The organism is Streptomyces sp. NPDC005761, from assembly GCF_040630635.1.
Classification (GTDB): domain Bacteria; phylum Actinomycetota; class Actinomycetes; order Streptomycetales; family Streptomycetaceae; genus Streptomyces.
Genome location: NZ_JBEXXX010000040.1, coordinates 48,506 through 74,122 on the forward strand (window position 1 = coordinate 48,506; position 25,617 = coordinate 74,122).

Here is a 25,617-nt window from a genome sequence, read left to right on the forward strand (position 1 = left end):
CTATCCTGCCCGGTCATCCCGTGCCGCGTCCTCGGCGGTCCGGTCCTCGGCCAGTGCCACCGCCGTGCCGACCAGCCCGATGTGGCTGAAGGCCTGCGGAAAATTCCCGAGCTGGCGCATGGCCACGGTGTCGTACTCCTCGGCGAGCAGCCCCACGTCGTTGCGGAGCGCCAGCAGTCGTTCGAAGAGTTCGGTGGCCTCGTCGGTGCGTCCGGTCATCCGCAAGGCGTCCGCCAGCCAGAACGAGCAGGCGAGGAACGCGCCCTCGCTGCCCGGCAGTCCGTCGACCGTGGTGCCGTCGGTGCTGTAGCGGCGTACCAGGCCGTCGCTGCCCAGCTCGTCCCGGACGGCGTTCACGGTCCCGACGACGCGCGGATCGTCCGGCGGCAGGAACCCGGTCCGGGCGATCAGCAGTGTCGCCGCGTCCAGTTCCCGCGACCCGTACGACTGGGTGAAGGTGTTGCGCACCGGGTCGTACCCCTTCTCGCACACCTCACGGTGCACGGCGTCCCGCATCGCCCGCCAGCGGTCCGCGTCTCCGGGCAGCGACGGGTCCTCCTCCAGACTGCGCACCGCGCGATCGGCCGCCACCCAGGCCATCACCTTGGAGTGCACGAAGTGGCGGCGCCGGCCGCGGATCTCCCACAGCCCCTCGTCCGGTTCGCGCCAGGTGGATTCCAGGAAGCCGAGCAGACTGAGCTGGAGACTCCACGCGTGCGGGGCGTCGTCCAGACCCGCGGCCCGGGCGAGCCGGAGCGAGTCGATGACCTCTCCGTACACATCGAGCTGGCGTTGGCGCACCGCGGCGTTGCCGATCCGGACCGGGGCGGAGTTCTCGTAGCCGCGCAGCCACGGCAGCTCGGCCTCGGGCAGCCTCCGCTCGCCCGCGAGTCCGTACATGATCTGCAGATCGGCCGGGTCCCCGGCCACCGCGCGCAGCAGCCAGTCCCGCCACGCTGCGGCCTCCTCCAGATAGCCGGCCGAGGTCAGCGCGCCGAGGGTGAGGGTGGAGTCCCGCAGCCAGCAGAAGCGGTAGTCCCAGTTCCGTACGCCGCCGATGTCCTCCGGGAGCGAGGTGGTGGGGGCCGCCACGATGCCGCCGGTAGGACCGAAGGTGAGTGCCTTGAGGGTGATCAGCGAACGGATCACGGCTTCCCGGTAGGGCCCTTCGTACTTGCACCGGGCGGACCACTCCGCCCAGTCGGTCAGGGTGTTCTCCAGCGCCTCGTACGGGTCCACGAGATCGGGGCGAGGGGAGTGCGAGGGGTGCCAGGTCAGGACGAAGGCCACCTGCTCCCCCGCACGGACGCTGAACGACGAGCACGTGGAGAACTGCTGGCCCCAGGTCTTGACGGGCGGTTCGCTGCGCAGCCACGCGGAGTCGGGTCCCGCGACCGCCACCCGGTGGCCCTGGGAGCGGCGCATCCACGGCACGATGGAGCCGAAGTCGAAGCGCAGCCGGATCACCGAGGCCATGTCGACCGTTCCGCTCACTCCCTCGACGATGCGCATCACATCGGGTTCGTGGTCGCGCTGGGGCATGAAGTCGATGACCTTGACGGTGCCGGTGCGGGTTTCCCAGAACGTCTCCAGGACGAGGGAGTCACCGCGGTAGGCGCGGCGCGTGCAGGTGTCCGCGCCCTTCGGAGCGATGCGCCAGTGGCCGTTCTCCTCGTCGCCGAGCAGCGCGGCGAAGCAGGCGCCCGAGTCGAAGCGGGGCAGACAGAGCCAGTCGACAGAACCGTTCCTGCCGACCAGGGCGGCTGTCTGGAGATCGCCGATGAGGGCGTAGTCCTCGATGCGTGGGGTCACGTTCTGGCGTGTTCCCGAACCTGACCCGCGTTAAGCAGCCATGGGGTCAGGAGAGGCGGGAGTCACCCCCGCGGACGGATGTGCCGTCAGGCCTTCGCGGGCTCGGGCTCCGCCGCGTCGGCCTCGGCGTCGGCCTCGGCCGCGGCCGCGAGCCGGTCGCGCTTCTCCCGGCGGGCCAGCACCACATAACCGACCGGAACACCGGCGGCGAACAACCACCACTGCACGGCGTACGCCATGTGCGGGCCGATGGAGCTGTCGTCGGGAGCCTCGATCAGCTCGGGGGTGTCGCCCTTCGGCTCCGGCCCGGTCTGCTCGATGTAGCCGCCGAGCACCGGCCGGGCCAGGAGCTTCGCCTGCTGGGCGCTGTTGATCAGCATCACCTGGCGGTCCGGCAGGTCCGAGAGGTCCTTGATGCCGCTGCTGCCCGTCGTCTCGTCGGCCTTGAGCCGGCCCGTGACGGTCACCTCGCCCTCGGGCACGGCAGGCACGTCGGGGAAGGCGTGCTGGTCGGCGGCGGACGGGACCCAGCCGCGGTTGATCATGACCGTGCCGCCGCCCTTGAGGTCGAACGGGATCAGCACGTGCACGCCGATGCTGCCGTCGGTGGCGGTCCTGCGCCTGACGACGACCTCGTGCTCCTCGTCGTACGTCCCGGTGGCCGTCACCGCACGCCAGTAGTCCGAGCGCGGGACGACGTGACCGGGCGAGGTGAGCCCGGCGACCGGCACGGGCTTCGCCTTGAGGTTGTGCGTGATCAGGGCGTTCTGCGCGACCTTGTGCTCATGCCGGTGCAGCTGCCAGAAGCCCAGCTCGACCATCGTCGGAATCAGGACGAGGGCGATGAGGGCGAGAATCAGCCACTGCCGGGTCAACAGGAAGCGGTACACCCCATGACGGTACAACTGCGTCATGGGGTGCATCGCGGAGGGGGTGGGGACAGGGGTGTGGCGCCCGGTGCTCAGACTTTGTCGATGATGCCCACCTTCCCCTCGGCGCGGGCGCAGTGGCCTCCGCAGAACCAGTGCCCGTCGACCTCGACACCCTGGCCGATGACCTGGACCCGGCAGTGCTCGCAGATGGGCGCCATGCGGTGGATGGCGCAGGAGAAGCAGTCGAAGACATGCACCGCGCCCTGCGCGTGCACCTCGAAGGACATCCCGTAGTCGTTTCCGCATACCTCGCAACGTGCCATGCGCCACAGGGTGGGACGCGGGGCGGCGGGGGGCGAGCGGCGGGCGGGCGAGTCGCCCCCGGTTCACTCCGATGACGGTGTCGGGCCCGGGACCTTCACGGCCGCGGCCACGTCCCGCAGAAGATGGGTGAAGGCGCTCTCCTCCAGGATCGGAGTGCCGAACGACTTGGCCTTCACCGTCTTCGACGTCGCGGCGTCCGGGTCGTTGGTGACGAGCAGGCTCGTCAGCCGGGAGACGCTCGTCGCCACGTGCAGCCCCGCCTCCACGGCCCGGTCCTCCAGGAGCTCACGGTCGATCGAGGTGTCGCCGGAGAACGCCACCCGCATGCCCTGCATGAGGGGTTTGTCCTTCTCGTACCGTCCGGGATTCGGATAGGGGCAGGCCGGACGCTTGCGCGACGGGCGCCAGCTGTTCTGCGACCCGTACGAGGGCTGGTAGCCGATCCGCGGGGTGACGGGGGAGTCCGACCACTCGGTCAGCGGCCGGCACTCCAGCAGCGGCAGCCGCACCCCGCCCCGCGCCGCCGCGTGCAGGCTCGGGCGGAACGCCTCGGCCAGTACCCGGGCATCGTCCAGTGCGTGGTGCGCGCGCTCCTGCACCACACCGAAGTGCGCGGCCAGCGACTCCAGCTTGTGGTTGGGCAGCGGCAACCGCAGTTCCTTGGAGAGCGCGATCGTGCACAGCCGTTGTTGTACGGGGGCGACGACCGCGGCCCGCGCGTACTCCCGGGCCAGCATCGACCAGTCGAAGGCGGCGTTGTGCGCGACGAGCACGCGGTCGGCGAGCCGCTCGGAGAGCTGGGCGGCGACCTCGGGGAAGAGCGGGGCGCCTTCCAGGACATCGCTCGTCAGCCCGTGGATCCAGACGGGGCCGGGATCGCGCTCCGGGTTGACGAGGGTGTACCAGTGGTCCTCGACGTTGCCCTGCGCGTCCAGGCGGTAGACGGCGGCGGAGATGATCCGGTCGTCCCGTGCGAGTCCGGTGGTCTCCACGTCGACGACCGCGTACCCCTGCGGGTAGGCGGTCGGCCACGGTGCTGCGGTCTGGCGGTCGTCGAGCATGGTCACAGAGAATACGGGCCGCCACCGACAGTCCCCTATTCGGTCACCCCCTCCCGGGCGCGCGGTCGTGGGGCGGGCCGGCCAGCAGCCCGTCCACCAGGGCCCGTAGGGACGTGACGAAAAGCCGGTCCTGGTCGGCGGGCCGCGCCAGCGCCCGGGCCAGCGCCGGGTCGCCGTCGGCCGTCGAGGCGCTCCACAGCTCGCCCTCGGCCGGTGACTGGACGGGGGACCGCTCCCGGTTGCGCTCGACGAGCAGGAAGCCGACGGTGTGGAACTGCACCGCCCTCACCGCGGAGGCCGCGCGGGCGCCGCGCAGCCCGGCGGCGTGCACCTCGTGGACGAGCGCCTGCTGGGCCGGCAGGAACATGCGTTCTGTCAGTCCTCGTTCGTGGACCATCGCGATCAGATGCGGGCGCGCGCGCAACTCCCGGCGCAGCCCGCGGGCCACGGAGACGATCCGGGTGCCGGGGGTGCGGCCGGTGGGGCGCAGGGTGCCCATCTCCTGGACGGTGTGCTCGACGAGGGCGTCCAGCAGCGCCTCGCGGTTGCCGACGTGCCAGTAGATCGAGGTGACCGCAGTCCCCAGCTCGGCGGCCAGTCTGCGCATGGTGAGGGTCTGCGGGCCGTGCTGCCGCACGAGCCCGGCAGCGGCCGCGAGGACCTCCTCACGGGTCAGCGACGAACGCGCCACGACTCCTCCAGACTCCGGAACTCCGTTACACGCACGGCTCTTTACCCTTCACGAGCTCCGGTGTAACTGTGTTACAGAACCCGGCACGGACAACCGAGAAGGGTGGCACCGCATGGCACGTGTACGGTACGGCGCGCGCACCGAGGCCGAGATCGCGGCGGCCCGCGAGGCCCGCTCCCGGCTCCCCGACATCTGGTCCACCGGCGTCGCCGCCGTCTGGGAGAGCGATCCCGACGCGGTGGCCGCCGTTCTCCCGCCGCCCCTGAAACCCGCCGCGCGTCCGCTCGTCCGGGCCGGCATCAGCAAGGTCGATCTCCCCGGCTACCCCCTCGGCGCGGGCTCCGTCGCCGTCGCCGCGGTCCACGACGGGCACGAGGGCTGGTACCCGTTGGTGATGCCGATGACCCACGAACGGGCCCTGACCGGCGGCCGCGAGGTGTTCGGTGAGCCGAAGAAGCTCGGCGAGGTGAGCGTGGAGCGTGAGGGACTCGTCGTGCACGCCTCACTCGCCCGCCACGGCATCGCCTTCGTCGAGATCCGCGGCGCGGTCACCGAACCGCTCCCGCTGCCCGCACCGGCCACCAAGCTCGACTTCTACTTCAAGTTCCTGCCCGCGGCGGACGGCGAGGGCTTCGACTCCGGCCCCGTACTGATCCACTGCACCCGCCACGAGAAGGTCCGCCGACTGGAGCGGATCACGGGCGACGTGGTGCTCCGCGAGTCCATGTACGACCCGGTCGCCGATCTTCCCGTGCTGCGCGTACTCGACATCACCATCGGCGAGAAGACCAGCGACCAGCAGGGCCGGGCCGTCGAGCGGGTGAGCGCCGACGCGCTGTTGCCGTACATCCATCAGCGCTACGACGACCCGCAGCAGATCCACGACGGCCCGCCGCGAGGGAGCGTCCGATGAGACTTCAGGAGGGCCAGGTCGCCGTCGTCACCGGCGCCGCGAGCGGCATCGGCCTCGCCATGGCCCGCAGGTTCGCGGCCGAGGGCCTGAAGGTCGTGCTCGCCGACGTGGAGGAGGGTGCACTCGACAAGGCTGCCGGTGAACTGCGCCGCGAGGGTGCGCAGGTGCTCGCCGCGGTCGTCGACGTCGGCGAGCGCGAGTCCGTCACCGCCCTCGCCGATGCCGCGTACGACACCTTCGGCGCCGTGCACGTGCTGTGCAACAACGCCGGGGTCGGCTCCGGCGCCGAGGGCCGGATGTGGGAGCACGACCCGAACGACTGGAAGTGGGCCTTCGCCGTCAACGTCTGGGGCGTCTTCCACGGAATCCAGGCCTTCCTGCCCCGCATGCTGGCCGACGGCACCCCCGGCCACGTCGTCAACACCTCGTCGGGCGACGGCGGAATCGCCCCGCTCCCCACCGCGTCCGTGTACGCCGTCACCAAGTCCGCCGTCGTCACGATGACCGAATCCCTGTACGCGCACCTGCGGGCGGAGGGTACGTCGATCGGCGCCTCGGTCCTCTTCCCCGGCCCGCACATGCTGCGCACCGGGCTGTGGGAGTCGCACCGCAACCGGCCCGAGCGCTACGCGAAGGAGCGCCCGCGCCGCACCCCGTACCGCAGCCTCGACCAGTGGGAGACCGCCATGAGATCGGCGGGCCACGAGGTGGAGTTCACCCCCGTGGAGGACGTCGCCGCGACCGTCGTGGACGGGATACGCGCCGACCGCTTCTGGATGCTGCCCGACAGCGAGCACAGCGACCGGCAGATCCGCGCCAGATCGCAGTCGATGCTGGAGCGGGCCAATCCGTCGTACCTGGAGAGCTTCGTACTCGACTGAGGAGCGGGGGCCCGTCGTTCGGATCAGGCCGGCTCGCGGGGCCCGGCACGCGCATCCGCTGCGCTGTCGTCGATCACCGACGCTCCGCGTTGCCCCGATCCTCCGCCTTGCAGCCGCACGCACCAGACCGGGCTCCCTGATCCGGCCCGGTCCCAACGAAAGGACCCAGGTCCCAGCGATGACTGACGACCGGTACCTGATCATCTCCTCCGACTGCCACGCCGGGCTGCCCACCGAGGAGTACCGGCCCTACCTCGACCGCCGCTTCCACCGGGAGTTCGACGACTTCCTGGCCGGCCGGGACCGCCGGCGCGAGGAGATGACCCGCCTCGGCGTACGCAACGAGGCCTTCGCCGACAAGTGGTTCCACGACAACGAGCAAGGACTGAAGGGTGGCTGGGACACTGCGCAGCGCCTCAAGGAGCTCGACGGCGACGGCGTGGTGGCCGAGGTCGTCTTCCCCGACGCGGACGCCGTCGACAGCCGTACCGCGGCCCCCTTCGGGGTCGGCCTCGGCCTCTCCGGCGACCAGGACCCGGAACTGGGCATGGCCGGGGCGCAGGCACACAACCGCTGGCTCGCCGACTTCGTCTCCCAGCACCCCGAGCGCCACTGCGGCGTCGCCCTCCTGCCCGTCACCGGGGACGTCGACCGGGTCGTCGCCGAGATCCACCGGGCGAAGGAGTCCGGACTCGGCGCCCTCATGATCCCCTCCATGTGGGTGGACAAGGCCCCCTACCACGACCGCCGGTACGACCCCGTGTGGGCGGCCGCCGCCGAGACCGGCATGCCGGTCGTCACCCACTCCGGCGCGGCACCTCGCCACGAGTACGGAGACCACCTCGGCATCTACGTCTCCGAGGTCACCTGGTGGCCGTCCCGCCCGCTCTGGTTCCTCCTCTGGTCGGGCGCCTTCGAACGGCACCCGGGGCTGAAGTTCGGCGTCGCGGAGTCCGGCTGCTGGTGGCTGCCGAACCTCCTGTGGTTCATGGACCGGCTCTATCTCGGTGCCCACGGCGGCAAGAAGCTCTCCCCGTTCGCCGAACTCAAGCGGCCGCCGCACGAGTACCTCGACCGGCAGGTCTTCATCTGCGCCACCAACACCAAACGCCGCGAACTCGCCCAGCGGTACGAGATCGGCGTCGGCAACATCCTGTGGGGGAGCGACTTCCCGCACCCCGAGGGCACCTGGCCGGACACCGCGAACTGGCTGCGCAACACCTTCCACGACATCCCCGTCGCCGAGACCCGCGTGATGCTCGGCCTCGCTGCCGCCGAGGTCTTCGGCTTCGACACGGACAAGCTCGCCCCACTGGCCGCGCGCATCGGCCCGACCCCCGCCGACCTGGGCCAGAGCACCGACCAGGCAGCGGTCGAGGCGTCCTGGGCCCGCTCGCGCGAGGTCGGCCGGCACTGGCTCACCGACCACGACTTCCCGGTCCTGGGGGCGTCATGACAGACCGCTACACCGTCATCTCCGCCGACTGCCACGCCGGGGCGGACCTCCTCGACTACCGGCCCTACCTGGAGTCGAAGCACCACGAGGACTTCGATGCCTGGGCGGCGGCCTACGTCAACCCGTACGAGGACCTGGTCGCCGACACCGCCGACCGCAACTGGAACTCGGACCGCCGCCTCGCCGAACTGGAGGCCGACGGCATCGTCGCCGAAGTCGTCTTCCCCAACACCATCCCGCCCTTCTTCCCCTCCGCCTCCCTGATGGCGCCGGCACCGTCCCGGCAGGAGTACGAGCAGCGCTGGGCGGGGCTGCGCGCCCACAACCGCTGGCTCGCCGACTTCTGCGCCGCGGCGCCGGGCCGCCGGGCAGGCGTCGCCCAGGTCCTCCTCAACGACCCTGCCGAGGCGGCCCGTGAGGTCCGCCGCACCACGCAGGCGGGCCTCACCGGCGGCATCCTCCTGCCGGGCGCTCCGCCGGGCAGCGGAGTCCCGGAGCTGTACTCCGACGTGTACGACCCGCTGTGGGCGGTCTGCGCGGAGCTCGGCGTACCGGTCAACCACCACGGCGGCTCCGCCTCCCCGCCGCTCGGCGACGAACCGGCGGCCCGCGCCGTCTTCATGGTGGAGACCACCTGGTTCTCGCACCGGGCACTGTGGCACCTGATCTTCGGCGGTGCCTTCCGCCGTCACCCCGGGCTGCAACTGGTCCTCACCGAACAGGGCTCCGGCTGGATCCCGGGCGTCGTGGAGATGCTCGACTACTACCACGGCCGGCTCGTCGCGGCGGCCTCCCGAGCGGCGACCGCCGAGTCCAAGTTCGGTGCCGGGCTCGCCACTTCGATGGGCGCGCCCCCCAGCGAGGTCTGGCGCGACAACTGCTACGTGGGCGCCAGCTTCATGCGCCCTCACGAGGTGCCGCTGCGCGACCGGATCGGCCTCGACAAGATCATGTGGGGCAGCGACTACCCGCACGACGAGGGCACCGCCCCGTACTCACGCGAGGGCCTGCGGATCGCGTACGCAGGGCTGCCGCCCGCGGAGACGGCCGCCATGGCCGGCGGGAACGCGGCCCGCGTCTACGGATTCGACCTGACGGCGCTGGACCGTATCGCCGCGGAAGTGGGCCCGACCGTCGAGGAGATCGCCGAACCCCTGAAGGAGGTGCCGCAGGACGCCACCAGCCCCGCCTTCGCGCCGGGCGGGTCGGTGCGCGTCTGGTGACCGGGAGTCGCCGAACCCGTCTGGCCGACGGACCGTCTGTGGCAGGGTGATCTGGACCGATCGGGCCTGATGGGGGAGGCGACAACGGCCGTGGGCGTGAGCAGGCAGGCATTGCTTATCGCGGTACCGCAGTACGAACTGAGTGACCAGTTCCCGGACTTGACCCATGCCGTGGTCCGAGATGTGGAGCTGATGGATGCCGCGCTGCGCTCGTCCGGCTACAGCGTCGAGACCTTGGGGCTCGCCGCCGACCGCCCGGCGCTTCGGTCCCGGATCATCAGCGCGATCAGCCGGGTCTGCTGCACGGCGCCGGAGGGTGGCACCGTGCTGGTCCACTTCACCGGCCATGGACTCTCGGTGGATGGTTCGGACTACCTCGTACCGTCGGAGGCGCAGCTCAACTGGTCGACCGATCCTCCCCATGTCGACGCCGACAGCCTCATCGGACTCGATCTGACGAGTCTGCTCAAGGGCTGCAAGGCAGGCAACGTCCTGCTCACCATCGACGCCTGCCGCGACCCGCTCACCGACCCGGAGGGGTCCTTCGGCGGCCCCGCGACCAACTTCCCGTCATGGCGGGACCGGGTGGCCGTCGTCTTCGGCTGTGCCGCGGGCCAGACCTGCGGTTCGGACGACCGTGCGGGCAGCCACTTCAGCCGGGCGCTCGCCGAGGCCCTCGCCGCTGACAGTTCGCCGCGGACGGTGGGAGACGTGATCTCCCACACCGTCCGCAGAACTGCGGAGTTCGCCCGTGCCGCAGGGCACGAGCAGCGGCCCAATCCGCAATACGCGCCGAGCGGCCCCGGCGCGATAGCCGGGATCGAGCTCTGCTCCGGGCGGACCCTCCAGGAGGAGTGGTCGGTGGCGGTGCGTGACCCCGAGCTGTGGACGGCCGTCCAGTGCGCGGAGGAACGGAAGGGCGCACTTCAGCACGCCCTGGTGCAGCTCACCGTCGAGTGCGCCGGACTGCGGGCCTCGGCCCTGGCGGAGGTCCCCGACCCCTGGGCCGACGACGGCTATCCGGTGCGGGTCCTGACGACGGGGCTGCGCCCCCTGCTGGCCCCGTCGGTGACCCAGGGCGGCCCGACGCTGGACCCCTGCGAACTGGCCGTGCTCATGGCAGCGCCCTTCGTCCGCGAGGCCGTGTACGCCATGGGGGTCAAGGAGGCGGCGGCCGCCGAACCGTTCCGGCTCGACCCTGCGACGGGCGAGCTCGGGGCCGACGCGGCTCGCATCGACCTGGAGCACACGTACGCCGCGCACCCGCTGATCTGGCGCAAGGGGCGCGAACTGGCGAGCAGGGACGCCGGCAAGGAGGCTGACGCGGTCGCCGCCTGGCTGATGCACCGCCATGTCCTGGGTCGTGAGGAGCTCTGGGACGTCTACGCGCCGGGCCTGCTGCGTCCACTGGCCTCCGCGATGCTCGGCATCAGTGAGGACTCCGCACGGTTCGCGGAGTTCCTGGACGGGCTGATGCGGGTCTGCCGCCAGACCGCTGTCCCGCCGTCGCAACCGTACGCGGGGGAGCGCGAACCTGCGGACGGGCCGCAGAGGCCGTCCGAGCTCGTGCCTCCCGTCGGTCCTTCCGAACGCTGGAGGCTGAGGGAACTGTCCTGGCTGATCGGCCTGGCGGGGCTGCTCGGCGGGGATCTGCGGGACATGCCGGGCGTCATGGTGGACAACATCGGGGTGATGGACGGCCTGATTCCCGCGCAGGCGGTCAACGGCGTTCAGGAGCTGCGCTGGTCCAGGGACAGGCTCGGCACCTGTATCGATCTGGATCTTCCCTGTCCGCACCCGGCGGTGCACGCCGCGCTGGAGAAGCTGACCGGCTGGGCCGACGACGCCGTGCAGCACATCAAGCAGCACCTGGCCCCCGGTGAGCCCACGGGCCCGCTCGCGCATCTCCCCGAGCGCGTCACCTGCCGCAAGCTGCGGCCGCAGTACAACGCCGCCGATCGCGGCGATGCCTACGGGCTGCCGCTGATGCGTTTCAGCCTTGCCGAGGACGAGATGCGCGAACTCCTCATGGGTTCCCAGCTGTACGGCGACCGGATGCTGGCCCTGCGTGAGCTCTACCAGAACGCCCTGGACGCCTGCCGGTACCGTCACGCGCGGGTGCGGTACGGCGCGTTGAAGGAGGGCATCGGGCAGCAGTGGGACGGCGAGATCGTCTTCCGGCAGGGCGTCGACGAGCACGGTCGCGCCTACGTGGAGTGCCAGGACAACGGCGTGGGCATGAGCCAGACCGCGTTGCGCAGCACCTTCTCGCGTGCCGGGCGCCGGTTCGAGCAGTCCAGGGAGTACCGGAGGGAACAGGCCCGCTGGCGAGCCGTGGACAAGGACCTCAGGCTCTTCGCGAACAGCCGTTTCGGTATCGGAGTGTTCAGCTATTTCATGCTGGCCGACGAGATCAGCATCTGGACCCGGGTCACGGACGAGTTCGGCCGCCCGGAGTCCGGCCGCGGGCTGCGGGTGGACATCGCGTCGAGCGGAAGTCTTTTCCGTATCAAGGAGAGCGACACGTCCCAGCCGAGCGGCGGGACCACGGTGCGGCTCTATCTCAACGGCGATGCGATAGAGGTGGCCGACGAACTGGCCAAGCACGTGTGGCTGTGCGACTTCACGATGCGGGTCGAGCAGGCCGGCGCGGTGGTCAAGGAATGGGAGAAGGGAGTCCTCTACTACGACGGCGACTGCACGAGTCCGGTGCGGGCCGACCGGAATGTGTGGTGGGTACCCGGCCAGGGCTGCCTGCTCGTGGACGGGATCTGGACACCTGTGGGTGATCGGGAGGTGGGCCCGGGCGAGTCATTCCGTTCGCTCTCCCACCGTTCGGTCGAGGGGGCGTTCGGATGCGTGGTCGACCTCAGGGAGACCCGCTCCCCGGAGCTGAACACCAGCAGAACGAGAATCCTGAAGTTCGACGAGAGGTGGCGGGCGGCCCATGTCCGCGCCCTGACGGAACACATGGACATTCCACCCTGGTTCAGCGTGGAATGGTTGTGGAGCTTTGCGCACAGCCACAGTGGAGGCGCGCAGCCGCTGGTCGCGAGACTCCTTGACACGGATGCGTCGCTGGCCAGCTCGACCGGCTGGGACCGGGCCGCTGGGATTGCGCTGCGTGAGCTCGGATGCTTTCCGATGGACATGGCACTGCACAGGGGCGAGAAGCCCTCGGATTTCCAGCACACCACCTTCGGGTCGGCGCCGCCCGGTCTGGTGGCGTGGCGGGTGGCCGTCCTGCGCGCGGCACGCATCCCGGTGGCATCCCGATGGGTGGACGTACCGGCGCCGGAATCGCTGGCAGGGTACCCGCAGCCGGTGCCGTGGGAGAGCCGGATCACCGCAGAGGAGTACGGGGGAGGCGTCCGTCTTGAAGAGGCTGTGGTGCCGCAGCCCGGGGACCGGGCCACGACGTTCGCCGGACTGCTGGGCCGCCTTCGCAGGTACGCCATCGCCGGTGTCCGTGTCCCCGCCGTGCCCGATCTCGAGGCCGCCCATACGGTCGAACTCGACTCCGTTGACTGCGCGCTGCTCGCTGTGAGCCAGAAGTACGGCACGCCGCTGATCAGTGAGTGGACGCGGGAGGGGGAGGAGGAAGAACAGGAGCAGGACGGCCCTTCCCTGGTGCTGTCCGTGCTGAATCACTTCTCCGTCAGGGATGAGCTCCCCTGGCGGGAGGCACTGACGAGGGCCGGGCGATTCACTGCGGCCGGATTCCCCCTGGCACCGCTGGACATCGATCTCGGCAGAGTTCCGGCGGACTCGGTCGCGACGGAGAGAGAAATGCGGGTGTTGCGCTTGCACCCCGCGTTCGGCGGTGACGGGAGGGGATTCAAGCTCGCGGAACACCCCTCGCAAGAGGAGTTCGAGCAGGTCGTCCAGCGCTACGAGTGGCTCGGGCTGTCGACGGATGCCGCGATGGTGGAGCCCGCGAGCGGCACCGGCGGAGACGTCTACACAGAGGTGGAAGCCGCGTTCGGACGCGCGTACTGGCCGGGGGAGCACGGTCCGTCCGCACGTCTCTGGGCCGCGGCAGCGGCCAGGACGTCTTTGACGGTGGGAGAGGTGTACGAGCGCTTCGCGCCGTGGTTCGTGTCGATGGACCTGCAGCTTCCCGACCTGGACGGGCTGAAGGACCGTACCTTCACCAAGCTGGAGTCCGCCCTGGTGGCGGATCCGGCCATGCCCCGCGAAAGCTACCGGAGGTACGTGGCTCATCCGTGTGCGTCACCGTATCTCGCGCCGCTCGCCGAGATCGCCGTCGCCGTACGCGCGTCCCAGGCGGACACCGCCGACATCGTCGCGGCGCTGACGAGCTTGGCAGGGGACGGACTCGTGGACGCCCGGGCTGCGGAGCTCGTCGACCGTTGGCTCGGCGTTTCGCAGGACGACATGGGGCTCCTGACGCCGTGGTCCTGGGGGCTCGCGTGGGTCGACAATCCGGGAGGTCCGACCCGTCTGGACTCGGCGTATGCCGTGCTGGCGGCATCCGCACGCAGCCTTCCGCTCGGGGACGTGTATGCGAAACTCCGCGATCTGGCCCCGCTGCTGGGCGTCGAGCCCTTGATGGGCATGCTTCCCGAGCACTTGTCCGACGTGCGCGTCACCGCGGCGGACGTGGAAGCCAGTTGCGAGTGGACACCGGAGGGAGTGCGCTGGCTGACGGGGACCCATGTGGACAGGCTCGCGCAGCATGCCCGGGGCAAGGAGGGCACGCTCGGCGACAGTCTGAGCGAGCTGAGCAGGTTCGTGCAGCTCGGTAGCCCGTGGCAGCCGCGGGGCGACGCAGCCGACGAGGAGTGGGTGCGGTGGCGTCCGACCCGGCACGACACCGCGATGTTCCTCGACGACCTGGCCGGCAACCGGCCCGTCGGCCCCATCGACCTCCTGCGGGTCGCGGCCCGCTTCGGATGGCCGATGGACCTGGCGTGGGACCGCCTCGCGGTCTACCGGCCCTTCGGCGTCGAGCTGGCCATCGAGCGGCCGGAGTTCTCCGCGATCCCTCTGTGGCAGGACCTGATCCTCCTCACCGATGAGTACACCGGCCGTGCCCCGGCTCTCGGCGGACGGGTGCCCGGCGAGCGGATCGCCGTCAGCGCACGGGAGCTCGGATGGACCACGGCCCAGGTCGTGGAGCGGCTGAGCCTGTACGCCGGCGTGTTCGGCCTGGACCTGCCGGGGACCTATCCCGACGTCCCGGCCCCGACACCGCCCGCGATCCCGTACCGCGATGCGCAGCAGGAAAGGAAGGCGGATGCCGCCCACGCATGATCTGACACCGTTCCGCGAGCAGGAGCTCACTCCCGCCGGGAACCCCGCTGTCGTACGTTCCGCCGACGGCCGCTGGTACACCGTCACCGGCCGGTGCCCGAACTGCCACGCGAGCAGCGTGTTCCGGGTTGCGTATGGAGTGCTCGGCCCGCACAAGGGCCGGCGGCTGCTCGGCCGCAGGAAGACCCCGGAGCCGCTCACGGGGAGCATCCTCGTCTACTGCCAGTGCGGCTTCCCTCATCCGGACCGGCCCTCCGAGTCCCCCGACACGGGCTGCGGGGCCTTCTGGGACGTGCCGGTGCCATGACAGATCTGACCAGGAAACGACTCGCGCAGCTCGGCCAGCAGCTCCAGCTCGAACAGCTCGCCGCCGTCCGTAAGCAGGCCGAAGGGTGGCGCAACGGGCTGACAGCGCTGACCGGGCTCGTCGGCGTCGTCTTCGTCCTCAAGGGGCGGGAGAGCGTCGCGGGCATGGCAGGGCCCTGGCGCTGGACCGCGGCCGCTCTGCTCGTCCTGGCCTTCGCCCTGTTGCTGGCCGGGGCCCTGGCCGCCGTGCGCGCCGCGCACGGGCGGCTCGGGCACGGCACGTGGCTGACCGGGGACGTGCTCCTGACCGCCGTACTGGACGAGGTCGAGCGCACTCAGGACGTACTGACCGCCGCACGACGCTGTTCGGTCGCCGGCCTCACGGCGGTTGTCGCGGCCATCGCGGTGACCTGGGTCGTACCGGCGGAAGCGGACAAGCCGGCCGAGCCGGCAGGCCCCACGGTTGTCGTCACCACGGTCGCCGGGGCCATCTGCGGTGAGCTGGTGCTGAGCGACGGCGTCGCGGTGACACTCTGGGTCCGCGGCCAGAAGGCGTTGCGGTGGATCCCGGCGGACGACGTCCGCTCCCTGGCACCGGCAGCGCGGTGCTGAGGACGGCCGCGGCGGTGTCGGCGGGTGACCGGCGAACAGGAGATGGGACCATCCCCGGATGAGCGATACCCAGGCCCACCACGAACCGCACGGCAACGGCCTCGGCGCGCGGCTGAACTGGCTGCGTGCCGCGGTGCTCGGGGCCAACGACGGAGTGGTCTCCACCGCGGGGCTCGTCGTCGGCGTCGCCGGGGCCACCGGTGACCGGGGCACTCTGCTGACGGCCGGCCTGGCCGGGCTGCTGGCCGGGTCCATGTCGATGGCGGCGGGCGAGTACGTGTCGGTCTCCACCCAGCGCGATTCGGAGAAGGCCGCGCTGGCGACGGAGAAGCGGGAGCTCCAGGAGACCCCGGAGGCCGAACTCACCGAACTGACCGGCCTGCTGGAGGGCAAGGGGCTCAGCCGGGAGGTCGCCCGTGAGGCCGCCGTCCAACTCACCGAACGCGACGCGCTGCGCGCCCACGCCGAGGTCGAGCTGGGCATCGATCCGGACGACCTGACGAACCCGTGGCACGCGGCAGGGGCAAGCTTCCTTGCGTTCACGGTGGGTGCGCTGCTGCCCCTGCTGGCGATCGTGCTGCCGCCGTCGTCGGCCCGCCTCCTGGTGACCGTGCTGTCGGTGCTCGCGGCGCTGGCCCTGACGGGCTGGTGGAGTGCCCGGCTCGGCGGCGCGGCGGCGGGGCCGGCGGTGCTGCGCAACATGGGCGGGGGAGCGGTGGCGATGGCCGTGACGTATGTGGCGGGGGAACTGCTGGGGGCCGCGGGGGTATAGGGCGGCCGGAGCAGGTGCCGGCTTTTGGCAGAAGGTGCCAACGGCTGCTGACAAGATGTCTCGCATACTTGTTGGTAACAACGTCTAGTCCGGGGCGGACCCCCCGCTCTACGGTGCAGGCATGCCGACGAACCTGCCCGATGTAGTGCTCTGGTCCATACCGGCCTTCGTCCTGCTCACCGTTCTGGAGATGGCGCTCCACCACTTCCACCCCGATGAGGACGCCGCCGGTTACGAGGCGAAGGACGCCACCACCAGCATCACCATGGGGCTGGGCAGCCTGGCCTTCGACCTGCTGTGGAAAGTGCCCATCGTCGCGATCTACACCGCGGTCTACGAGCTGACCCCGCTCCGCGTCCCGCTTCTGTGGTGGACCGTCCCGCTGATGCTGCTGGGGCAGGACTTCTTCTACTACTGGTCGCACCGCGGCCATCACGTGATCCGGATCCTCTGGGGCTGCCACGTGGTCCACCACTCCAGCCGGAAGTTCAACCTCTCCACCGCACTGCGCCAGCCCTGGACCTCGCTGACCGTCTGGCCGTTCTACCTTCCGCTCATCGCCTGCGGCGTCCACCCGGCGGCGCTCGCCTTCTGCTCGTCGGTGAACCTCGTCTACCAGTTCTGGGTGCACACCGAGCGGGTCGACAAGCTGCCCCGGCCCTTCGAGTACGTACTGAACACCCCCTCCCACCACCGGGTGCACCACGCCTCCCAGGGCGGCTACCTCGACCGGAACTTCGGCGGCATCCTCATCGTGTGGGACCGGTGGTTCGGGTCGTTCACCGCGGAGACGGAGCGGCCGGTGTTCGGCCTCACCAAGAACATCGACACGTTCAACCCGCTGCGGGTCGCCACCCACGAGTACGCCGCCATCGCCCGCGACGTGCGCGCGGCGGGCAGCTGGAGCGAGCGCGCGGGGCGGGTCTTCCGCGGGCCCGGCTGGCAGCCCGCCACGGCCACGGCGGGCAAGGGCAAGGCCCCCACGGCGGCCCCCGCGCGGGAGCGCACCGGATGAACGCCGGTCCGCTCCGGGGCCGGCGCGAGCGTTGCGTCCGCCCCCTGCTCGTCGCCTTCCTCGTCGTGTGCGCCGCGGACCTCGTCGGGGTCCTCGCCGACAACGGCCCCGCCCACTTCGTCGCGAAGCCGCTGCTGATGCCGCTCCTCGCCGCGTACGCCGCGGCCCGTCGGGGCCCGCGGCTGCTGATCGCCGCTCTGCTCTGCGGCTGGATCGGGGATGTGTTCCTGCTGGCCGACGCCGACCTCGCCTTCCTCGTCGGGATGGGCGGCTTCGCCGCGGGACACCTCTGTTATCTGCGGCTCTTCGGACGGGCCCGGGGCGCCCTGCTGCCCGGCATCGCGTACGCCGTCGTCCTCACCGTCTTCGTCGTCCTGATCTGGGACGGCCTGCCGGCCGGGCTGCGGATACCGATGGCCGGTTACAGCCTGCTGCTGACCGCCATGGCCTACCGCTCCGGCGTCCTCGGCCGGTACGCGGCCGCCGGAGGCGCACTCTTCCTGCTCTCCGACGCGCTGATCGCCACCGGCATCGCCGACTGGCCGCAGCTGCCCGCCCCCGACTTCTGGGTCATGTCCACCTACGTGGCCGCGCAGCTCCTGCTGACCCTGGGCGCGCTCGCCCCCGGGGCGAAATGGGCCGGTGCGGCCCCCGGGGCGTACGGTGAGCGGAGTATCAGCATCTGAGACCACGAGGATCCCCACGCATGCGCGCCACCGTCATCCACGCCCCCCACGACATCCGCGTGCAGGAGGTCCCGGACCCGGCGATCCAGCAGCCCACCGACGTGGTGCTGCGAGTCCTGCGGGCCTGCATCTGCGGCAGCGACCTGTGGGCCTACCGCGGCGAGTCCGCCCGCCGGCCCGGCCAGCGGATCGGCCACGAGTTCCTGGGGATCGTCGAGGAGGCGGGCTCCGAGGTCAACGGCTTCAGCATCGGCGACCTCGTCGTGGCGCCCTTCGTCTGGTCCGACGGCACCTGCGCCTACTGCGCCGAGGGGCTCACCACCTCCTGCCCGCAGGGCGGCTTCTGGGGCTCGGTCGGTTCCGACGGCGGACAGGGCGAGGCCGTGCGCGTCCCGTTCGCCGACGGCACGCTGGTCAGGCTCCCCGCCGCCGGGGCCTCCGACGACCACCTGCTCACCGCGCTCCTGGCCCTGTCCGACGTCCTCGGCACCGGTCACCACGCCGCTGTCGGCGCCGGTGTGAAGCGTGGTTCCACGGTCGCCGTCGTCGGGGACGGTGCCGTCGGCCTGTGCGGTGTCATGGCGGCCAAGCGGCTCGGCGCGGAGCGGATCATCGCGCTCGGCCGCCATCAGGTGCGCACCGACATCGCCCGGGACTTCGGTGCCACCGACGTTGTCGCCGAGCGCGGCGAAGCGGCCGTCGAGGCGGTACGCGAACTGCTCGGCGGCGAGGGTGCCCAAGCGGTGATCGAGGCCGTCGGCACCGAGCAGTCCATGCGCACCGCCGTGGGCATCACCCGCGACGGCGGCTCCATCGGCTACGTCGGCGTGCCGCACGGCAGTGGCACCGGACTGGACCTCGGCGTCATGTTCGACCGGAACATCGCCCTGCGCGGCGGCGTCGCCCCCGTGCGCACGTACATCCCGGAACTGCTCCCCGATGTCCTGTCCGGCACCATCGACCCGTCGCCCGTCTTCGATCTGACCGTCGGCCTCGACGAGGTACCGGCCGGTTACAAGGCGATGGACGAGCGCACGGCGCTGAAGGTCCTCATCAAGCCGTGAGCCACGCGGCCGCGTCGCTCATCAAGCCGTGAGCCACGCGGCCGCGTCCGCGCCCAGCGGGCCGGGCGGACGCGACCAGTCGGTGGGTGCTCCGTCGAAGGCCACCGGTGGGAGCGCGTGGCGCAGGCGCCCCAGCGGGCTGTCCGTCTCGGTGAGCCACGGCTCCGGGTGGTACGCGGCGCTGCCCGGTGCCGGCCGGTCCGCCCCCGCGGGGATCTCGTCCGTGAGCCACGCGGCGGTACGGGCGAGCGCGAGGGTGACCAGCCTGGAACCGCCCTCGTCGTGCTGCTCGGTCAGGGCCCTCAGCACGGCCGCGGCCAGCAGATAGCCCGTGCCGTGGTCCAGCGCCTGGGCGGGCAGCGCCCCAGGCCGGCCGTCGGCCGCTCCGGGCTCCGCCTCGGCCGTCGCGATGCCCGTGGCCACCTGCACCAGGCTGTCGAAGCCGCGTTCCAGGTGCCACGGGCCACGCCCCCAGGCCGACAGGCGCCCGACCACCAGGCCCGGCCTGCGTGCCGCCAGGCCCTCCGGCGCCAGCCCGAACCGATCCAGCGCCCCGTGCCGGTATCCGGTGAGGACCACGTCCGCCCCGGCCAGCAGCCCCTCGAAGGCGGCCCGCCCGGCCTCCTTCGCCAGGTCCATGCTCACGGAACGCTTCCCGAACCCCGTGTCGCTGTGCGCGTCCTGGCTCTCCGGGAGCCGCGGTGAGTCGATCCGAAGTACGTCCGCGCCGAGCAGCGCGAGCGTACGAGTGGCGACGGGCCCCGCGGTGACCCGGGTGAGGTCCAGGACGCGCAGCCCCGCGGCGGGCAGCACCGGCGCGCCGGTGAGCGGGGCCGTCCGGCGCACGGGAGCCGGCCCGATCCGCTCCCGTTCCACCAGCGGCATGGTCCGCAGCGCGTGACGGCGCGGGTCGGCGGCCCACTCCACGGGGGTTCTGGCAGCGACGGCCAGGGCGCCCGCCGCGTACACCGTCCGCTCGATCCCGGCCGCGCTCCGCCCCTCGAACGAGCGGGCCACGGCGTCCACCGCCACGTCGTCGGCGATGTCCTCGGACAACCCCAAGGTGCCCAGCAGGCGTGCGCGGTGGTGCGGGTAGTTGGCGTGCGTGCGGACCCAGCCGTCGGCCGTGCGCCAGAACCGGGACAACGGGGCGAACGTGGCCGGCGCGCGGCCGTCGACCCGCAGATGGCGTTCGCTCACGAACGCGGTGGCCACAGCTCCGTCATCGGTCCGGACCCCGGGGACGGGCCCGCCGGTGCGGCGCGCCGTCAGCTCCGCGGCGGCCAGGGAACAGACCGCGACCGCTGCGCGGGCGAGGTCCCGCACCGGCAGCCGGGCGGGCAGTGTTCCGGCCGGTCCCGAGAACGCGATACGGGCGAGGAGCGCCGGGTCGCCACCGAGGGCCGCCCAGGCCTGCTCGGTGGCCGTGGCGGGCGAGGCGGTGGAGTGGATCATCCCCGCACTATGGCACCGCGTGCCACCCCGGGCCAGAGGGCGGGGAGTTGCCAGGCTCCCCGCCCGGTGCGGGGGCCGACCGTGCCGGCCCCCGCACCGTCACCTACCAGCGCACCGCGTCCAGCGCGTCCACCACTCCGGCTCCGTAGAAGCCGTTGCGGTTCTTGCCGCCCTCGCAGACCGCGTCGACCTCGCCGTCGCCGTCGATGTCGTACGGCTCACCGCACGCCGTGGCATCGGCCTCGAGCGTCAGCAGGGCCTTGACGGCGGCCGCCGACGCGTACGGGTGCTTCGACTTGATCAGGGCCACGACCCCCGCGACATGCGGGGAGGCCATCGAGGTGCCGGCCTTGTAGCCGTACTTGCCGCCCGGCAGCGTGGAGAGGATGAGGCCGCTCGTCGCGGGCGGTGCGGGCGTCTGGTAGACCGTCGAGTCGCCTCCCGGCGCGGCCACGTCGATGACGCCGTTGCCGTAGTTCGAGTACGAGGCCTTCAGCCCCTTCGCACCCGTCGCCGAGACCGTCACGACGCCCGGCAGCATCGTCGGGATGTCGGGGCACTGCGCCGGGTCGATCGTCCGGGGGAGCGGCGAGGTGTCGTTCGGGCTGGACGCGTCCTCGATCGTGGCGGCCGCCAGGTCCTCGGCCGAGTTGCCGGCCGCGGCGACGTTGACCGTGCCCTTGCCCTCGGCGTACCGGGTCGCCCGGGCGACGGCCTCGACCAGCGCACCCTGGTCCGGATCGTCCTTGCAGTTGTACATCCACGGGTCGGTGTAATAGCTGTTGTTGGTGACGTCCACGCCGTGGTCGGCCGCCCACATGAAGCCGCAGACGACGGCCTCGGTGTAGAAGAAGCCGTCCGGGTTCCCCACCTTGATGCCGGAGACCTTCACCCCGGGGGCGACCCCCGTGACCCCGACGCCGTTCTTCGCGGCGGCGATCGTGCCCGCGACATGCGTGCCGTGATCGCTCTCACCGGCCGCCGGACGCCAGGAGCCCGCCGTGGTGTCCGGGGCCCCGGACACACAGTTCGCCGAGGCGGAGCGATCGAAGTTCGCGGCGAGATCCGGGTGGGTGTCGTCGACACCCGTGTCGATGACCGCGACCGTCACCTTCGAGCTGCCCAGCGACTTCTCGTGCGCCTTGTCCGCCTTGATGGCGGGCAGGTCCCACTGCAGGGGCTCCATGGGGTCCTGGTCGGCCGTCGCCTGCGCCGCCGCGGTCCGCTCCTGCTGCGCGGTCAGCGGCTGGTCGACCCCGATGTCCTTCGTGGCCTGCGGGACGATCGGGTTGGTACGGGTGGCACCCGCCGAGTCGACACCCCTCACGAGGCGCATCGTCTGCGCGAACCGCGGGTTCTGCGAGTGGGCGACGATGACCCCGATCCGGTCGTAGGCGTTCACCACCGTGCCGCCGGCCCGCTCGATCGCCTTGCGCACCTGCTTGACGGTGCCGTGACCGCCGCGGGTGTTGATCACGTACGAGAGCTTCGGACCGTCCGTCGACACCGTCGCCGAGGGCGTCTCCTGCGCCGGAACGGCGGAGGCGGTACCCGTCGGCAGGAAGCCGAGCGACGCGGTGAGGGCCAATCCGACGGGCAGCGTCAGTGCGCGCTTCCGTCTGGATCCCAGATGAGCCATGGGGTCTCCACTTCATCCGTGTCAGTGGACCGGACACGGGCCGTGTCCAGTCGCGTACATGACCAGTGAAGCTATCGCTGATCATCCCCGCTCATCAATGAGTTCGAGAGAAACGATTCCTGCCGGAGCGTCCGAAGGGGTGACACGGAGACGGCGGAAACCTAGGTGAACCGCTTCGCCGTGCGCTGCGTGCCGTTGTCAGGGGAGGCGCACCATCCCTCCCCGATATCGAGGTCCCCAGTGAAATCCACCGTCCCCACCACCACCGCACCCGCGTCGCGAGGAGATTCCGTGGCTACCGATGCACCGCCGCCCGAGGGCAGTACGGAGAGCGGCCCCGCCCAGCCCACGACCGAGGCGTTCCTCGCGGAGCAGGAGAGCGCGGAATTCGGCGAACTGCGCCGCTCGTACCGCTCGTTCGCCTTCCCGCTGACCATCGCCTTCGTTCTCTGGTACCTGCTGTACGTGCTGCTGTCCAACTACGCCGGCGGCTTCATGGGCACCAAGGTGTACAGCAACTTCAACGTGGCCTTCGTCTTCGGCCTCGCCCAGTTCCTCACCACCTTCCTCATCGCCTGGCTCTACTCGCGGCACGCCAACGCGAAGCTCGACCCGAAGGCCGAGGCCATCAAGTCCCGTATGGAGGCCGACGTATGAGCGCCGCGTACCACTCCCACACCGTCGTGACGCTCGCCGCCTCGTCCACCAGCGAGCACCGGCCGCTGATCATCTCGCTCTTCGCGGTCTTCGTCGCCGCGACCCTCGGCATCACCGTCTGGGCCGGCCGCCAGACCAAGAGCGCCTCCGACTTCTACGCGGGCGGCCGGCAGTTCACCGCCTTCCAGAACGGCCTCGCGGTCTCCGGCGACTACATGTCCGCGGCCTCGTTCCTCGGCATCGCCGGAGCCATCGCCCTCTTCGGCTACGACGGCTTCCTCTACTCGATCGGCTTCCTCGTCGCCTGGCTGGTGGCGCTGCTACTGGTCGCCGAACCGCTGCGCAACTCCGGCCGGTACACCATGGGCGACGTACTCGCCTACCGGATGCGCCAGCGCCCGGTCCGTACCGCCGCGGGCGTTTCCACCATCGTCGTCTCGATCTTCTACCTGCTTGCGCAGATGGCCGGAGCCGGAGTTCTGGTTTCGCTGCTCCTCGGGATCACCAGCGATGCCGGAAAGATCCTCATCGTTGCGCTGGTCGGCGTACTGATGATCGTGTACGTCACCATCGGCGGCATGAAGGGGACCACCTGGGTGCAGATGGTCAAGGCCGTGCTGCTCATCGCGGGCGCCATCCTGATGACCTTCATGGTGCTGTGGAAGTTCGACTTCAACGTGTCCGACCTGCTGGGCACGGCCGCCGAGAAGAGCGGCCACGGCGCGTCGTTCCTGGAGCCCGGACTCAAGTACGGCGCCACGGGCACCTCGAAGCTGGACTTCCTCTCCCTCGGTATCGCCCTGGTGCTCGGCACCGCCGGCCTGCCGCACATCCTGATCCGCTTCTACACGGTGCCGACCGCCAAGGCCGCCCGTAAGTCGGTCAACTGGGCCATCGGCATCATCGGCGCCTTCTACCTGATGACGATCGCGCTCGGGTTCGGCGCCGCGGCCCTGATCGGCCCGGACGAGATCAAGGCGAAGAACCCGGCAGGCAACGCTGCGGCCCCGCAGCTCGCCGAGTATCTCGGCGGGGTCGGCACCACCGGCGGCGCCGTCATGCTCGCCGTGATCTCCGCCGTCGCCTTCGCCACCATCCTCGCCGTCGTCGCGGGACTCACCCTCGCCTCCTCGTCCTCCTTCGCCCACGACATCTACGCCAACGTCATCCGCAAGGGGAAGGCCACCGAGAAGGAGGAGATGCGGGCAGCGCGCTGGGCCACCGTCTTCATCGGCGCGGCCGCGATCGTCCTGGGCGCCTTCGCCCGCGACATGAACGTCGCCGGTCTGGTGGCGCTCGCCTTCGCCGTCGCCGCCTCGGCCAACCTGCCGACGCTCCTCTACAGCCTCTTCTGGAAGCGGTTCACCACCCAGGGCGCGCTGTGGTCGATCTACGGCGGCCTCGCCAGCTCCGTGATCCTGGTGCTGTTCTCGCCGGTCGTCTCCGGGAACGCGAAGACCTCGATGTTCAAGGGCGTCGACTTCGCCTGGTTCCCGCTGGAGAACCCGGGCCTGATCTCCATCCCGCTGGGCTTCCTGCTCGGCTGGATCGGCTCCCTCCTGTCCAATGAGGAGCCGGACAAGGGCAAGTACGCCGAGCTGGAGGTCAAGTCCCTCACCGGCATCGGAGCCCACTGAGAGCAGGAGTTCACACAGGAGAGCGGTCCCCGCACGCTCCCTTGGCGCGGCCGCGTCGTAGAGTCCTACGACGCGGCCGCGCCAGTCCTCGTGTCAAACGGGCCCCTCCGTTGTCACAGGTCTCGCGTAGTCTCGGAAGAGTCAGACATCGCAACCGGGAAGTCACCGGGGGAGGGGGCCCACCATGCTCATCGACACCTACGACCGGGTCGCCACCGACCTGCGTGTCTCTCTTACCGACCGCTGTAATCTGCGCTGCACCTACTGCATGCCCGAGGAAGGCCTGCAGTGGCTGGCCAAGCCCGACCTGCTGAGTGACGACGAAATCGTCCGGCTCGTCCGCATCGCCGTCACACAGCTCGGCATCACCGAGGTCCGCTTCACCGGCGGGGAGCCTCTGCTGCGTCCCGGACTCGTCTCCATCGTCCAGCAGTGCGCGGCCCTGGAGCCCCGCCCGAAGATGTCGCTCACGACCAACGGCATCGGACTGAAGCGGACCGCTGCCGCGCTCGAAGCCGCAGGCCTGGACCGGGTCAACGTCTCCCTGGACACCCTGCGGCCCGAGGTGTTCAAGACCCTTACCCGCCGCGACCGCCATCACGACGTGCTGGCCGGACTCGAGGCCGCGCGCGAAGCCGGACTCACCCCCGTCAAGGTCAACACCGTCCTGATGCCGGGGCTCAACGACGACGAGGCGCCCGACCTGCTCGCCTGGGCCGTGGAGAACGACTACGAGCTCCGCTTCATCGAGCAGATGCCGCTCGACGCCCAGCACGGCTGGAAGCGCGACGGCATGATCACGGCCGGAGACATCCTCCAGTCGCTGCGCACCCGCTTCGACCTCACCGCCGAGGACGACGGGGAGCGCGGTTCCGCTCCCGCCGAGCGCTGGCTCGTGGACGGCGGACCCCACCGGGTCGGCGTCATCGCCTCCGTCACCCGGCCGTTCTGCCGGGCCTGTGACCGCACCAGGCTCACCGCCGACGGGCAGGTGCGCACCTGCCTGTTCGCCCGCGAGGAGACGGACCTGCGCGGCGCGCTGCGCTCCGAGGCCCCGGACGAGGAGATCGCCCGGCTCTGGAAGCTCGCGATGTGGGGCAAGAAGGCCGGATCCGGTCTCGACGACCCGTCGTTCCTCCAGCCCGACCGCCCGATGTCGGCGATCGGCGGCTAGGGCGTGTTTCGAAAGTAGCGCCGTCCGCCCGGAGGGCGGGTCCGGCGGCGTCTGGTGCGTGCGATCGCAAGGCGGAGGGTCGCCCCGATA

General features: G+C 71.0%; 21 protein-coding genes. 14 read left to right on the forward strand and 7 right to left on the reverse strand.

Annotated features, from left to right (window positions below; translation table 11 throughout):
* The 5 genes from ABZ434_RS28500 to ABZ434_RS28520 form a co-directional block, all read right to left on the reverse strand.
* Positions 1 to 1,812, reverse strand: a complete 1,812-nt coding sequence (locus ABZ434_RS28500) for a glycoside hydrolase family 15 protein (RefSeq protein ID WP_359142572.1) — start codon at positions 1,810 to 1,812, stop codon at positions 1 to 3.
* Positions 1,813 to 1,898: 86 nt separating this feature from the next.
* Positions 1,899 to 2,702 carry an SURF1 family protein gene (locus ABZ434_RS28505; RefSeq protein WP_359142615.1) on the reverse strand — a complete coding sequence of 268 codons (804 nt, stop codon included), beginning with the start codon at positions 2,700 to 2,702 and terminating at the stop codon, positions 1,899 to 1,901.
* Between the two features lie 71 nt (positions 2,703 to 2,773).
* Positions 2,774 to 3,007: a hypothetical protein gene (locus ABZ434_RS28510; RefSeq protein ID WP_078852816.1), complete on the reverse strand. Its 234-nt coding sequence runs from the start codon at positions 3,005 to 3,007 to the stop codon at positions 2,774 to 2,776.
* Positions 3,008 to 3,070: 63 nt separating this feature from the next.
* Positions 3,071 to 4,075: a DEDDh family exonuclease gene (locus ABZ434_RS28515; RefSeq protein WP_359142574.1), complete on the reverse strand. Its 1,005-nt coding sequence runs from the start codon at positions 4,073 to 4,075 to the stop codon at positions 3,071 to 3,073.
* 37 nt (positions 4,076 to 4,112) lie between these two features.
* A complete protein-coding gene (locus tag ABZ434_RS28520; RefSeq protein ID WP_359142576.1) occupies positions 4,113 to 4,760 on the reverse strand; it encodes a TetR family transcriptional regulator in 648 nt (215 codons plus the stop codon).
* Between the two features lie 112 nt (positions 4,761 to 4,872).
* Here ABZ434_RS28520 and ABZ434_RS28525 point away from each other — a divergent pair, with 112 nt between their 5' ends.
* The 11 genes from ABZ434_RS28525 (at position 4,873) to ABZ434_RS28575 (ending at position 18,965) form a co-directional block, all read left to right on the forward strand.
* Complete coding sequence (locus ABZ434_RS28525) at positions 4,873 to 5,673, forward strand: acetoacetate decarboxylase family protein (RefSeq protein ID WP_359142578.1); 801 nt, start codon at positions 4,873 to 4,875, stop codon at positions 5,671 to 5,673.
* Positions 5,670 to 6,554 (forward strand): SDR family NAD(P)-dependent oxidoreductase, encoded by an 885-nt coding sequence (locus tag ABZ434_RS28530; RefSeq protein WP_359142580.1) that lies wholly within the window; start codon positions 5,670 to 5,672, stop codon positions 6,552 to 6,554. The genes ABZ434_RS28525 and ABZ434_RS28530 overlap by 4 nt, the downstream gene beginning before the upstream one ends.
* Before the next feature lie 178 nt (positions 6,555 to 6,732).
* Positions 6,733 to 8,010, forward strand: coding sequence for an amidohydrolase family protein (locus ABZ434_RS28535; protein WP_359142582.1), 1,278 nt, complete (start codon positions 6,733 to 6,735; stop codon positions 8,008 to 8,010).
* Positions 8,007 to 9,233: an amidohydrolase family protein gene (locus ABZ434_RS28540; RefSeq protein ID WP_359142584.1), complete on the forward strand. Its 1,227-nt coding sequence runs from the start codon at positions 8,007 to 8,009 to the stop codon at positions 9,231 to 9,233. The genes ABZ434_RS28535 and ABZ434_RS28540 overlap by 4 nt, the downstream gene beginning before the upstream one ends.
* 96 nt (positions 9,234 to 9,329) lie before the next feature.
* Complete coding sequence (locus tag ABZ434_RS28545) at positions 9,330 to 14,510, forward strand: caspase family protein (RefSeq protein WP_359142586.1); 5,181 nt, start codon at positions 9,330 to 9,332, stop codon at positions 14,508 to 14,510.
* Positions 14,494 to 14,817: a hypothetical protein gene (locus tag ABZ434_RS28550; RefSeq protein WP_359142588.1), complete on the forward strand. Its 324-nt coding sequence runs from the start codon at positions 14,494 to 14,496 to the stop codon at positions 14,815 to 14,817. Before ABZ434_RS28545 ends, ABZ434_RS28550 begins: the two co-directional genes overlap by 17 nt.
* On the forward strand, positions 14,814 to 15,428 hold the full coding sequence (locus ABZ434_RS28555) for a hypothetical protein (RefSeq protein WP_359142590.1): 615 nt from the start codon (positions 14,814 to 14,816) through the stop codon (positions 15,426 to 15,428). Before ABZ434_RS28550 ends, ABZ434_RS28555 begins: the two co-directional genes overlap by 4 nt.
* Before the next feature lie 58 nt (positions 15,429 to 15,486).
* Positions 15,487 to 16,200 (forward strand): VIT family protein, encoded by a 714-nt coding sequence (locus tag ABZ434_RS28560; RefSeq protein WP_359142592.1) that lies wholly within the window; start codon positions 15,487 to 15,489, stop codon positions 16,198 to 16,200.
* Positions 16,201 to 16,321: 121 nt separating this feature from the next.
* The gene (locus tag ABZ434_RS28565; RefSeq protein ID WP_359142594.1) at positions 16,322 to 17,215 is read left to right on the forward strand and encodes a sterol desaturase family protein; all 894 of its coding nucleotides are present in this window, start codon (positions 16,322 to 16,324) and stop codon (positions 17,213 to 17,215) included.
* Positions 17,212 to 17,901, forward strand: coding sequence for a lysoplasmalogenase (locus ABZ434_RS28570; protein WP_359142596.1), 690 nt, complete (start codon positions 17,212 to 17,214; stop codon positions 17,899 to 17,901). The genes ABZ434_RS28565 and ABZ434_RS28570 overlap by 4 nt, the downstream gene beginning before the upstream one ends.
* 20 nt (positions 17,902 to 17,921) lie before the next feature.
* Complete coding sequence (locus ABZ434_RS28575; RefSeq protein ID WP_359142598.1) at positions 17,922 to 18,965, forward strand: zinc-dependent alcohol dehydrogenase family protein; 1,044 nt, start codon at positions 17,922 to 17,924, stop codon at positions 18,963 to 18,965.
* Positions 18,966 to 18,986: 21 nt separating this feature from the next.
* Here ABZ434_RS28575 and ABZ434_RS28580 read toward each other — a convergent pair whose 3' ends face one another.
* On the reverse strand, positions 18,987 to 20,420 hold the full coding sequence (locus ABZ434_RS28580) for a CoA transferase (protein WP_359142600.1): 1,434 nt from the start codon (positions 20,418 to 20,420) through the stop codon (positions 18,987 to 18,989).
* A 103-nt stretch (positions 20,421 to 20,523) separates the two neighbouring features.
* Complete coding sequence (locus ABZ434_RS28585) at positions 20,524 to 22,059, reverse strand: S8 family serine peptidase (protein WP_359142602.1); 1,536 nt, start codon at positions 22,057 to 22,059, stop codon at positions 20,524 to 20,526.
* Positions 22,060 to 22,350: 291 nt separating this feature from the next.
* On the opposite strand from ABZ434_RS28585, the gene ABZ434_RS28590 reads away from it, so the two are divergent.
* The 3 genes from ABZ434_RS28590 to moaA all read left to right on the forward strand — a co-directional run bounded on the left by ABZ434_RS28590 (position 22,351) and on the right by moaA (position 25,527).
* Positions 22,351 to 22,716, forward strand: coding sequence for a DUF485 domain-containing protein (locus tag ABZ434_RS28590; protein ID WP_359142604.1), 366 nt, complete (start codon positions 22,351 to 22,353; stop codon positions 22,714 to 22,716).
* Complete coding sequence (locus tag ABZ434_RS28595) at positions 22,713 to 24,353, forward strand: cation acetate symporter (RefSeq protein WP_359142605.1); 1,641 nt, start codon at positions 22,713 to 22,715, stop codon at positions 24,351 to 24,353. Before ABZ434_RS28590 ends, ABZ434_RS28595 begins: the two co-directional genes overlap by 4 nt.
* A gap of 184 nt (positions 24,354 to 24,537) precedes the next feature.
* Positions 24,538 to 25,527: a GTP 3',8-cyclase MoaA gene (moaA, locus tag ABZ434_RS28600; RefSeq protein ID WP_359142607.1), complete on the forward strand. Its 990-nt coding sequence runs from the start codon at positions 24,538 to 24,540 to the stop codon at positions 25,525 to 25,527.
* Positions 25,528 to 25,617: the final 90 nt, after the last annotated feature.